Consider the following 12,099-nt stretch of genomic DNA (forward strand, 5'->3'; position numbering starts at 1 on the left):
GGTTCAGAACGTCGTGAGACAGTTCGGTCCCTATCCGTCGTGGGCGGAGGAAACTTGAGTGGAGCTATCCCTAGTACGAGAGGACCGGGATGGACATACCTCTGGTGAACCAGTTGTCTTACCCAAGGCATAGCTGGGTAGCTAAGTATGGATACGATAAGCGCTGAAAGCATCTAAGCGCGAAGCAAACCTCAAGATAAGGTTTCCCATAGAGTTAATCTAGTAAGATCCCTGGAAGACTACCAGGTAGATAGGCCAGAGGTGTAAGGACAGCAATGTTTTTAGCTGACTGGTACTAATAGATCGAGGGTTTGATCTAGATAAATAAATTATAATTAACATTGTGCAGTTTTGAAGGTATAGTTGGCAGTTGACAGTTGACAGTTGAGAGTTGACAGTTAAGGTCAAGATCAAGATCATTAAAACATTAAACCATAGTTAATAGTTAAAAACATTAAAGAGCTAAAAGATGTTAATGTTTTTACTCTTGACAAGTAAAATGATTAATGGTATATTATTAACTGTCATATGAATTAAAGAGTTTACGGTAAAAGTAACTGTAAACTATCAACTGTAAACTGAAAATTTTCAAAGAAAATTTTCCGGTGGTAATTGCGGAGGGGTCACACCTGTTCCCGACGAACATGGATGTTCTAGTGTCCCGAGGGGCACAGGACGTGCCGGTTCCGAGGGTCCATTTCGAACACAGCAGTTAAGTCCTCCAGCGCTGATGGTATTGCAAGGGTAGCCTTGTGAGAGAGTAAGTCACTGCCGGATCTATTTTTAATAAATTTAATATTTGTTTTTAAGGACTTTCTATTGCAGTTAACTGTGATGGAAAGTCTTTTTTGTAGTGAAAATGATTTAAATAGGTATCAGATTGCTAGATTAATTCTAGAAAGTCTATAAGTACTTAAAGAGGGGGATAACATATTAATTCCTGATTATGATAAATATCCATTTGATAATCCTTATGCACTTTAATTAATTTAGTTATTTGTATCTGAAAATTAGGAATAATCTAGAATACTTGATATAATTGTAGAAAATTGTTATAATACATTTAGGAAATTAATTTTAATCATTAATGTGAATGGTTTTCACAATCAAACTTGAGTTAAGGAGGAGAGAATAATGACAGAGAAGATGAAAGCATTAAGATGGTACGGCAGAAATGATATTAGAATAGACGAGGTTGAAGTACCAAAGATAATGCCAGGAGAAGTAAAGATTAAGGTAGAGTGGTGTGGAATTTGTGGTTCTGATTTACATGAGTATACTGCAGGACCAATATTTATTCCAAAAGAAAATCCGCATCCATTAACAGGGGTGGAAGCACCAGTTATTTTGGGCCATGAATTTGCAGGTGAAGTAGTAGAAGTAGCCGAAGATGTAGAAGGTTTTGTAGTTGGCGATAAGGTAGCTGTTGAACCAATTGTATCTTGTAGAGCCTGTGCTCAATGTAATGAAGGCAGATACAATTTATGCCCTAGTTTAGGTTTTCATGGTTTAGCTGGTGGAGGTGGAGGATTAGCCGAATATACCACTTTTACTGCTGATATGGTACATAAGTTACCAGAAGGAATGTCTACAGCAGAAGGTGCTTTAATTGAACCTCTAGCAGTAGCTGTTCATGCTGTTAGAAAAGGGCGTTTTCTACAAGGAGAGACAGCAGCAGTATTTGGTGCTGGTCCAATTGGATTATCAACAATAGCAGCTGCTAAAGCTGCTGGAGCTGAAAAAGTAATTGCTGTTGAAATTTCTGAAGCTAGAAAAAAGTATGCGAAAGAGTTCGGGGCAGATGTAGTTCTAGATCCTAATGAAGTAGATGTTTCGACTAAAATAACAGAGTTAACTAATAGTCTAGGTGTTGATGTCTCCTTTGAAACTACAGGAGTACAGGCTGGATATAATAGTGCAGTAGCTGCAACTACCCGTGAAGGTAGGATTGTAGTAGTGAGTATTTGGGAGAGTCAAATTGAAACTAATCTAAATGATTTAGTCTTAACTGAAAAAGAAGTAATAGGTACTATTGCTTATAGAGATGTATTTCCAGCTACTATGGCTTTAATGGCTGATGGAAGAATTGAAGCCAAAAATATGATTACAAGTCAAATAGGTTTAGAAGAAGTAATAGAGAATGGTTTTGATGAGTTATTAGCTAATAAAAATGAACATATTAAGATATTAGTGAACCCAAGTAAATAACAATCTCTAAGCTATTTGATTTTTAGTTTATATAAAAGAAGTAATCATAAGTAATTGAAATAAAATTTAATTTTTATCTTACCTAAGAGTAACTTTTGGTTTTTATTTAAAAGTTACTCTTTTTTTGTTTGTATAGGAAATTATACTTTTGCTCTTGAATACTTTTGTATTTTAATGTAAATAATATTATAAATTGGGTTTGATACTATAAATTATTATGACATCAAAGAAGGTGGTTAAGGTTGTACGAAAAGATATTAAATTTTACAATGAAATATCCTCGATTAATTATTGTTATATTTATAGTGATTACGTTATTTTTTGCATTACAACTACCTAATGCAAAGATTGATACAGCAATTAAGAATCAAATTCCTAAGGATATGCCTTCACGTTTAAATATGAATAAGATAAAATCGATATTTGGCGGTACTGAAATAGTAATAATCGGATTAAAGTCGGATAATGTTTTGAAAAAAGAAACTTTGGTACGTATTAAAGAATTATCAAATAAATTGGATAATATACCTCAGGTAAAAGAAGTGAATAGTCTTTTTAATTCGTATAATATACAAGGAAGCAATAATGAAATAATTATTGAAGATATCATAAATACAATTCCTAATACTTTTCAAGAAGAGAAGAGATTAAGAGAAAAAATAAAGAATAATAGACAAATTTATAATAATTTAATTTCTAAAAATTTTAAATTAACATCAATAATTTTAGTTTTAAAAGATGAGTTTGATGACAAAGTTCTTTTAAATAATATAAATAAAATTATAAAAGAGATTCCGGGTGAAGAAGAAGTCTTTTTAATAGGTTTGCCTATTATTCGGGCTAAAATTACTGATAATATTCGAAAAGATATAAAAAGATTTCTGCCTTTAGGATTAATTATTGTATTAATCTTTTTATATTTATGTTTTAAACAGTTAAGAGGTGTTTTATTGCCTTTAATAGTGGTTATAATGTCAATTATTGTTGCGTTAGGCTCTATCTCTTTATTTAAATGGAAGATACAATTAATTACTGTTATATTACCAGTGATATTATTAGCTATAGCTAATGATTATGCAATTCATATTATTACTAAATATCAAGAAGAGATTAGGTTTAATACTTCTATCAGTCCTAGAGAGTTATCGAAAAAAGTTATCAAAAAAATAGGCAAACCGATTATGGCTACTGGAATTACAACAATTATTGGTCTATTATCTTTATTAGCGCATATTATAGTTCCGGCGCAGCAGTTAGCAATATTATCATCTATCGGTGTTACTTTTGCCTTATTAGCTAGTTTAATCTTTATACCGGCAATTCTATCTTTACTTCCTAAAGTTGAAGTAAATAGTACTAAGATTAATTTTATAGAGAAAGTATTATTTTATCTTTCAGATATTGTTACTATTAAGTCTAAATCATTTTTAATAATTTCTAGTATAATTATAGTAGTTATCTCTTATGGTATGGTTTATCTTGTAGTTGATACTAACCCAATTAATTATTTTGGTGAAAATACCAAAGTGGTACAAGCTAATAGATTAGTTAGTAAATATTTTGGTGGTTCTACAAATATATTAATTGTTGCTAAGGGAGATATAAAAGACCCTATTATTATGAAAAAGATAGGTGTTTTAGAGAAGAAATTAGAAGATCATAAAGATATTGAAAGAGTATCAGCTATATCTGATCCAATTCGGAAATTAAATAAAATATTACATAATGATATTGACAAATTTAGTAGAATTCCTAATAGCAAAAATGCCATTTCACAATATCTAATGCTTTATTCAATGTTGACTGATTTCGAGCAATTTGTTGATTTTAATTATAAATACTCTTTAATTAGCGCCAGAATTAATACTAATAGTACTAATGAAATAAGACAAGTAATTGATTTTATTAATCGATATATAGATCAAAGTGAGGATTCACCATTTATTATTGTCGGCGGCTATGCTCATTTATTGACTGAATTAGTAGATTCGGTGGTCTATGGGCAGATTAATAGTTTGTTTTTATCTTTAATAATAGTAATGGTAATTGTTATAATTGTATTTAGGTCATTCATAGCTGGAATATTTGCAATTATATCATTAGTAGTAGCAGTAGTTAGTCTTTTTGGATTAATGGGGTATTTAAATATTGAACTAAATATAATAACATCACTTTTATCATCTATTATGATTGGGGTCGGAGTTGATTATACAATTCATTTTTTGTGGCGCTATAAAGAAGAAAGAAGTTATCAAAGTATTAATAAAGCGATTAAAAAGACTTTACAGACAACAGGAAAAGCAATTATTTTTAATGCTTTTTCTGTTATTATTGGATTTATGGTCTTAATAACATCTAATTTTTTACCAGTTAAATCTTTTGGATTTTTAATTGTAATTTCAATTACATCTTGCCTGTTAAGTACGTTAATTATTTTACCGGTACTTTGTGTTATCTTTAATCCAAAGTTTTTAAATCCTAAAAAATAAATAATAATTAATATAAATTGTAACAATTTACATCTAATCAGCACTATAATATATAATAAATATTGACAAATTAAAGTAAAGATGATATTCTATTAATAATTATTGAAAATGATTTTCAATAAGATATTAGTAAAAAAGCTATAATGATTAACCCAGTTAAAATTTTGTGTTGACGATATTTAGTTAACACTTTGGAGGGGATAAAATGGGAACATCGTTATGGAATGAAGAAGGTCAGGAGATAAGGTTTGATGAGTATTGCAAGTGCCTACTTAAAAGTATAGGTGCAACTTTAATGGGGGTAAAACCATCTGAGTTGAGAAGTGTACGAATATATGACCAAGATGAACATAAATATTGGCGAAAGTGCAAAGAAATATTAAAAGAACATAGTAAAATAGAGATTATAGAGATTGGTAATGCAGATAAACGACAGAAGGTATTTGTTTATCATATTTCAGCATTAGATGAGCAGATTAGTAAAAAGAAGAATTTAGACTTTTTAAGGTACTTAGGTTATCCTAAAGAATATGACTTATCTAAGTATGTAGAATATCTATTAAATGAAATTGAGAAGAATTATTTTCCTCATGAAATAGGAATATTTTTTGGTTATCCATTAAAAGATGTATTAGGATTTATGGGATATTTAGACCTTCCAGTGACCACAAAAGCAGAATGGAAAGTATATGGCGATAAATCAATTTCAACTATCCAACAAAAGAAGTTTAATTTAGCCCGTAACGCTTTTAATAAAAGAATACAGAAAATTAATAATTTAAGTTGTATTCATCAGCTTATTTAGATAAGGTGTTGCAAATTAATTGTTGATGCCAAAAAAACATCTAAATATTAGATTGGGTCATCTCCTAATATTAATTAGTAGATAGATAATATTAAAGGAATTTTAATATTTATGGGGAATAATGATAATAATCTTTATTTATAATTTAATAATTGAGGAGATGATATGATTGAATAATATATCTTACTTAAAGAAGATACCCTTCTTTGAAGGTTTAACTATTGATGAATTAGAGCAGATAAATGAATTAATTATTATGAGAAATTATAAAAAGGGTATGTTTATCTTTTTAGAACATGAACCAGGAGAAGCTTTATATTTTATAAAAACAGGACAAGTAAAATTATCCAAAATGCTAGAGACTGGTGAAGAACAGATCTTAAGAATTTTACAAGAAGGAGATATTTTTGCTGAGGTTGTATTATTTGACCAAGGCCCATACCCGGCTACAGCAGAAGTGATTGAAGATGCTAAAATAGGTATGATTAAGAGTGAGGATGTTAATGAGTTAATTAAAGAGAATCCTGAAATTGCAATTAAAATATTGAATGTTATGAGTAAACGATTAAGACAGGCTCAGATGAAGATTAGAGATTTAGGTTTAAAGGATACAAGAGGTAGAACAGCCAGTATGTTAATTAAGTTAGCAGAAGAGTATGGTAAAGATGCCAAAGAAGGGATTGAATTAGATCTTTCGCTAACTAGAGAAGAATTTGCTAACTTAATTGGTACTTCTCGTGAAACAATTACTAGAATACTGAGCGATTTTAAAGATGATGGCTTGGTTAAGGTAGGTAGAAAGAAAATAGTAATTCTTGATTTAGAGTCCTTAAAAGAATGGAGTTAAAGTTGTAGAGTAAGGAGGGATAAAGATGTTATCTACTGATTTAAAGTTAACTATAGGTATCTATATTTTAGCTATTTTATTATCCTTACTTGGTTTTATGGGTTAAAAGAATAAAGTAAATTATTTCAGATATATGAATAAGAATACAGTTTACTAATAAACTGTATTCTTATTAGTTTAACTTCACAATTTCGTTATATTTTTATGGTATACTTTATTTAAGTGTAATATTATTTAAACGTAATATTTAAATATAATAAGATTTACCTAAAGGATGGAGGCAGGATGGCTATGGGAGAAGAAGTAAATTTATTTATTGCTTTCAGTGCTGGATTAATTTCATTTTTATCACCTTGTGTTTTACCTTTAATACCAACTTATATAACTTACTTATCTGGTGCTTCAATAGAGGAGATGAAGAAAGATAAAAGAAAAAGAAAAAGTAAAATTAAAAAGAAGTTATTTTTAAATTCAATTATGTTTATTTTTGGTTTCTCTATCATATTTATATTATTAGGGATGTCTGCAACTTTTTTAGGGAGATTCATGTTACAGAATCAACCGATTATTAGAAAGATTAGTGGGATAATAGTTATTATTTTTGGTTTACATATGACTGGATTAATTAAAATACCATTCTTTTATCGTCAAAAGAAAGTGAATTATCAACCTAAAAAAGTAACCCCTATTAATTCTTTATTATTAGGTATGGCATTTTCAGCAGGATGGACACCGTGTATTGGACCGATTTTATCATCAATCTTAATTTATGCTAGTTCAAGTCAAACAGTATGGTTAGGAGGTGGGTTGCTAGGTATTTATGCTCTAGGTTTAGCTATTCCTTTTTTAATAACTACGTTATTTATTAGTTACTTGTCTCAATACTTAAGAAGATTAAATAAGCATTTAAATAAAGTATCTATTGTTAGTGGAGTCTTATTGATAATAATGGGGATTTTAATCTATAATAATGCATTTCAGTGGCTTTCTCAGTTTGCATTATAATTTAATGCTTTTGTATAATCGGTTGCTGACACCAAAAATTTCATATTAATTATGCTTGAGATCTAATTATGAGATTTGTTTAATTTAAAAATGATTAGCGGAAGGTGATTTTATGAATTATAAAAGAAAGTTATCTTTAATTATAGTTTTAGTTAGTATTTTATTCTTAGTAGGTTGTAGTCAATTAAGTTTTAAAAAAGGTACAGGCTCTGAGCAAACAAAGGAAGAAATTAATAATATACCTATTAAACCACAAGTAGGTTTTAGGGCTCCTGATTTTACTTTAACAGATTTAAATGGTAAACAAGTTAGTTTATCAGATTTTCGTGGTAAGCAAGTCGTTTTTATTAACTTCTGGGCAAGTTGGTGTCCACCGTGTAGAGCTGAGATGCCTTATATTGAAGAAGTTCACCAAGAAGGCAAAGATAAAGTTAAGGTATTAGCAGTAAATTTAAAAGAGTCTAAATCTAAAGTACAGAATTTTGTAGAAAAGAATGATTATAACTTTACAGTTTTATTAGATAAAACCGGAGAAATAGCTAATAATTACTTAGTACGAGGAATTCCAAAGACAGTAATAGTTGATAAGAATGGAATTATTAAAGCACAACATGTTGGCGCAATGAATAAAGATCAGATGAATAAATTAATTAACAAAGCATTTTAGGACATATGACCTAGGAAATTAAGGACAAAAGACTCTTTTACCATTAAATGTAATGTAATACAATATTAGTAACGAAAGTACTAAATTAAAATTTAGTGGTAAGGAGGTGGCGTAAAATGAAGAAGGGGTTATTAATTTTATTTACATTAGTACTAATAGTTTCATTAATGGGTACTATATCACTTGCTAAATCAGTAGAAGATTTAGTAACTAATAATGGTGACTGTAGTACTTGTCATCAACCAGGGACAGACGATAGTCTGGAAAGTATTCTTACAAATGGACATATGCCTGTTGATAATGCTGATGAAGATGGAGTAAAGGCTTGCTTAAAGTGTCATGGTCAATTTGCAAGTGATATAGGTAATACTCTTCATAAGAAGCATTTAGTAGGAACTCCTGATAGTAATGAATTTTTAGCAGGGGTAAAATCTGGTGAGAACAATTGTGTAAGTTGTCACGATTTCAAAGTTAAAAGTGGGAAAGTGACTGTTAGTGGACTTTAATTAATGATTATATATTAAACGTATTGAGACTTCCTAGCGGAAGTCTCTTTTTTATAATAATAATTTTGTTTTTAAGCAGGATTATTTATGTTTAACTTGAAATATGTATATTGAATTGAAAATTAAATATATTTCTACTAGGGGAGCCTAATATATAAGTGCTGAGAAAGAGATTAATTACTCTTGACCCTTTGAACCTGATCTAGTCAACTCTAGCGTAGGGAAGTAGTGGATAAATGAAAGTTTAGCCACTGAACTACTTTGTTAGAAGGTTCGGTGGCTATTTTTATTTATATAATAAAATTTTATGAAGCACTAGGAGGAAAAAGATGAACTTTAAATTATATGTAATCACTAACCAGAGTATTTCACAAGGTAAGAGTAATTTAGAAGTAGTTAAAGAGGATATTGCTGGAGGGGCAGATATTATTCAGCTGCGTGAAAAGAATATGTCTGCTAAAGAATTAGTAGCAATGGGAATTGAGCTCAAGAAGATTACTGCTAGAAAAGGAATTCCATTGATAGTTAATGATAGGGTGGATATAGCATTAGCTATTAATGCTAATGGAGTGCATTTGGGTCAGGATGATCTTCCTATTAAAGAAGCAAGAAAGATACTAGGTAGAGATAAGATTATTGGCATCTCTACACATAGTCTAGAACAAGCTAAAGAGGCTGAAGCTAATGGGGCAGACTATATTGGAGTTGGTCCTGTCTTTGCTACTCAAACTAAGCCAGATTATACTCCAGTGGGCTTAGATTTAGTGAAGAAGGTTAGTAATGAAGTTAATATTCCTTTTGTAGCTATTGGTGGTATAAAAATAGACAATGTAGGGCAAGTACTTAATGTAGGAGTAGATAGAGTTGCTGTTGTTTCAGGGATAGTAGCAGCTGATAATGTAAAATTAGCAACTAAAGGTTATTATGAAAAGATATCAAAGTGAAATTTGAGCAAATTATATTTGTAGAAATGTAGAGTAGTTGCTTGATTAGATTTTAATCTTTATTAAGTTCTAAATACTAGAGGAGGAATTAAAATGACACAGGTAACAGAGGCAAAAGCAGGAAAAATTACACCCATTATGGAAGTAGTAGCTAAGAAGGAAGGAGTAACAGCAGAATTTGTTAGAAAAGGATTAGCGGAAGGAACGATTGTAATTCCAGCTAATAAGAATCATAATAATTTAAATCCAAACGGTTTTGGGGAAGGTCTATCAACAAAAGTAAATGCTAATTTTGGTACGTCGGAGGATGATCAAGACCTAGAAAAAGAATTAAAGAAATTAGCAGTTGCTGTTGAAGTGGGAGCCGATGCTGTAATGGATCTTTCGACTGGAGAGCAGATTACTGAAACGAGGAGAGAGATATTAGCTAATTCTAAGGTTCCTTTAGGTACCGTTCCTATCTACCAAGCAACAGTGGAGATATTACAATTAAATAAGGCTATTGTTGATATGACAGTAGAAGATTTATTTAGGGTAATAGAAGAACATGCACAAGATGGAGTTGATTTTATTACAGTACATTGTGGGCTAACTTTGGAGACGGTTCGCCATTTAAGAGAAGAAGGACGGGTTACTGATATAGTAAGTCGTGGTGGGTCGTTTATGACCGGATGGATGTTACATAATGAAGAAGAGAATCCATTATATGAGTATTATGACCGTTTATTAGATATAGCTTATGAATATGATGTAACTTTAAGTTTAGGCGATGGGTTACGTCCAGGCTGTTTAGCAGATGCAACGGACCGAGCTCAAATCCATGAGCTATTAGTCTTAGGTGAATTAGTTGATAGAGCAAGAGAGGCTGATGTGCAAGTTATGGTAGAGGGACCTGGTCATGTACCGTATGATCAGATTGAAACTAATATTAAGATTCAAAAAGAATTATGTAAAGGGGCTCCTTTCTATGTTTTAGGTCCATTAGTGACTGATATTGCTTTAGGATATGATCATATTACTTCTGCTATTGGTGGTACTCTAGCAGCTACTGCTGGCGCTGACTTCTTATGCTATGTAACTCCTGCTGAACATATTGGTCTACCGAGTGTTGAGGACGTAAGGGAAGGAGTTATTGCCTCTAAGATAGCTGCTCATGCGGCTGATATTGCTAAAGGTATCCCTGGGGCTAGAGAGAGAGATTTAGAGATGGCACAAGCTAGAAAATCGTTAGATTGGGAGAAGCAGATTGAATTAGCCATTGATCCTAAGAAAGCTAAGGAATCAAGAACTGAACATAATCAAAGCTTAAAGGATGAAGAAACCTGTACCATGTGTGGGTCATATTGTGCTATGAAGGTAGTAGATGAAGCATTATAAGTGATTACAAATATTAATAATATTAGAGACTTATTTTTGAATTATCATAATTTCGATTCTGTGTTTTGGTTATGTTAAAGGGGAAGGTCTGTTTTAAAGTTAGGGGGTTAGTCAAATGGATTTCAGTCTTAAAAAGATAGTCATATTTGTTTTGGTTGGTCTTTTGGTTGGTTTACTCTTATTAGGTGGTATTGGATATCTAATAGTTAATACTTTTACTGCCCAACCACAGAAAGCCAATGAGAATATAGCTGTAATTAATGTTAGTGGTCCAATTGTTAGTGGTGGTAGTAGTTCATTTCTTGGTGAAGTTCAAGCTAATGCTAATGAGATCATGCGTCAAATTAATCGAGCTAAGGAAGATGACACGGTTAAGGCTATCTTATTAAAGGTTAATACTCCAGGAGGGAGTTCAGCTGCCTCTGATGCTATTTACAGAGAGCTTAAAAAGTTTAAGAAGAGCGGTAAACCGATTGTAGTTTCTATGGGAGATGTTGCTGCATCAGGTGGTTATTATGTATCGGCAATTGCTGATACGATTTATGCTAATCCTGCTACTATCACTGGAAGTATCGGTGTAATTATGCAGTTTCAGAATTTAGAGGAGTTATACAATAAGATAGGAGTTAGACCGGTAACCTTTAAAAGTGGTCCATATAAAGATATGGGAAGCCCAAGTAGAGACTTAACTGAGGAAGAGAAAGAAATTTTACAGAATATGATTGATAGGATTTATGAGGAATTTGTTGATGTAGTAGTAGAAGGAAGAGGAATGTCGAAAGAGAAAGTAAAAGAGATAGCTAATGGCAGAATTTATACCGGAAAGAAAGCTAAAGAATTGGGATTAGTTGATAAATTAGGTACTTTTTATGATGCAAGAGATAAGACAGCTAAGTTAGCAGGAATAGAAGGAAAACCCAATTTAATCTATTATAATCAATCATCACCTTTAAAACGCTTATTAAGTTCTGTAACTCAATTAATAACATATACAATATTTGAAGAGAACGTTAAATCTAATTTAAAGCTAAATTCAAATACTAAACAAGAGTTGTATAAAAAACTTTTAATTGAGCAGCAGAATAACTATCTACAAGATTTACAGTTGCAATATTAAAGCTAAGCTAATTTTATGATTAGATTTTGAGTATCATTAACGCGAAATTTTTGATCAGCAGCAACTAATTATGCAAGAGTCTTAGTTAAATTCAAGTTTAAATTATAAATATTGCTTGCATTTTAACTAGAAAT

Annotated in this window: 10 protein-coding genes, 2 rRNA genes and 1 riboswitch; all 12 genes read left to right on the forward strand. The window is 31.0% G+C overall.

The annotated features are described in order from the left end of the window. Positions 1–319, forward strand: a 23S ribosomal RNA gene (locus tag BM077_RS07870); the annotation flags it as partial. A 340-nt stretch (positions 320–659) separates the two neighbouring features. Next, positions 660–777: ribosomal RNA gene (gene rrf / locus BM077_RS14210) — 5S ribosomal RNA — on the forward strand. 369 nt (positions 778–1,146) lie between these two features. After that, positions 1,147–2,208 carry a 2,3-butanediol dehydrogenase gene (locus tag BM077_RS07875; protein ID WP_089749409.1) on the forward strand — a complete coding sequence of 354 codons (1,062 nt, stop codon included), beginning with the start codon at positions 1,147–1,149 and terminating at the stop codon, positions 2,206–2,208. A 242-nt stretch (positions 2,209–2,450) separates the two neighbouring features. Next, positions 2,451–4,697 carry an efflux RND transporter permease subunit gene (locus BM077_RS07880; protein WP_255361597.1) on the forward strand — a complete coding sequence of 749 codons (2,247 nt, stop codon included), beginning with the start codon at positions 2,451–2,453 and terminating at the stop codon, positions 4,695–4,697. 205 nt (positions 4,698–4,902) lie between these two features. Beyond that, positions 4,903–5,502 carry a DUF3793 family protein gene (locus tag BM077_RS07885; RefSeq protein ID WP_089749281.1) on the forward strand — a complete coding sequence of 200 codons (600 nt, stop codon included), beginning with the start codon at positions 4,903–4,905 and terminating at the stop codon, positions 5,500–5,502. A gap of 169 nt (positions 5,503–5,671) precedes the next feature. After that, positions 5,672–6,349, forward strand: a complete 678-nt coding sequence (locus BM077_RS07890; protein WP_255361598.1) for a Crp/Fnr family transcriptional regulator — start codon at positions 5,672–5,674, stop codon at positions 6,347–6,349. Between the two features lie 291 nt (positions 6,350–6,640). Then, complete coding sequence (locus tag BM077_RS07895) at positions 6,641–7,354, forward strand: cytochrome c biogenesis CcdA family protein (RefSeq protein ID WP_089749413.1); 714 nt, start codon at positions 6,641–6,643, stop codon at positions 7,352–7,354. A gap of 112 nt (positions 7,355–7,466) precedes the next feature. Then, entirely contained in the window at positions 7,467–8,021 is a 555-nt protein-coding gene (locus BM077_RS07900; protein WP_090003487.1) for a TlpA family protein disulfide reductase, read from the forward strand. 116 nt (positions 8,022–8,137) lie between these two features. Beyond that, positions 8,138–8,527, forward strand: a complete 390-nt coding sequence (locus BM077_RS07905; protein WP_089749285.1) for a cytochrome c3 family protein — start codon at positions 8,138–8,140, stop codon at positions 8,525–8,527. 129 nt (positions 8,528–8,656) lie between these two features. Further along, positions 8,657–8,768: riboswitch (TPP riboswitch) on the forward strand. 88 nt (positions 8,769–8,856) lie between these two features. Continuing rightward, positions 8,857–9,471 (forward strand): thiamine phosphate synthase, encoded by a 615-nt coding sequence (gene thiE, locus BM077_RS07910; protein WP_090095206.1) that lies wholly within the window; start codon positions 8,857–8,859, stop codon positions 9,469–9,471. Between the two features lie 93 nt (positions 9,472–9,564). Further along, on the forward strand, positions 9,565–10,848 hold the full coding sequence (thiC, locus tag BM077_RS07915) for a phosphomethylpyrimidine synthase ThiC (protein ID WP_089749289.1): 1,284 nt from the start codon (positions 9,565–9,567) through the stop codon (positions 10,846–10,848). Between the two features lie 115 nt (positions 10,849–10,963). Then, positions 10,964–11,965, forward strand: a complete 1,002-nt coding sequence (gene sppA, locus BM077_RS07920) for a signal peptide peptidase SppA (RefSeq protein ID WP_089749291.1) — start codon at positions 10,964–10,966, stop codon at positions 11,963–11,965. Positions 11,966–12,099: the final 134 nt, after the last annotated feature.

It is taken from the genome of Candidatus Frackibacter sp. WG13 (assembly GCF_900114655.1).
GTDB lineage: Bacteria > Bacillota > Halanaerobiia > Halobacteroidales > Acetohalobiaceae > Frackibacter.

Excerpts from the sequence above, each read along its gene's own strand:
- BM077_RS07875 (WP_089749409.1), top strand. The coding sequence starts at position 1,147 with ATGAAAGCATTAAGATGGTACGGCAGAAATGATATTAGAATAGACGAG.
- BM077_RS07885 (WP_089749281.1), top strand. The coding sequence starts at position 4,903 with ATGGGAACATCGTTATGGAATGAAGAAGGTCAGGAGATAAGGTTTGAT.
- BM077_RS07895 (WP_089749413.1), top strand. The coding sequence starts at position 6,641 with ATGGGAGAAGAAGTAAATTTATTTATTGCTTTCAGTGCTGGATTAATT.
- BM077_RS07900 (WP_090003487.1), top strand. The coding sequence starts at position 7,467 with ATGAATTATAAAAGAAAGTTATCTTTAATTATAGTTTTAGTTAGTATT.
- BM077_RS07905 (WP_089749285.1), top strand. The coding sequence starts at position 8,138 with ATGAAGAAGGGGTTATTAATTTTATTTACATTAGTACTAATAGTTTCA.
- thiE (WP_090095206.1), top strand. The coding sequence starts at position 8,857 with ATGAACTTTAAATTATATGTAATCACTAACCAGAGTATTTCACAAGGT.
- thiC (WP_089749289.1), top strand. The coding sequence starts at position 9,565 with ATGACACAGGTAACAGAGGCAAAAGCAGGAAAAATTACACCCATTATG.
- sppA (WP_089749291.1), top strand. The coding sequence starts at position 10,964 with ATGGATTTCAGTCTTAAAAAGATAGTCATATTTGTTTTGGTTGGTCTT.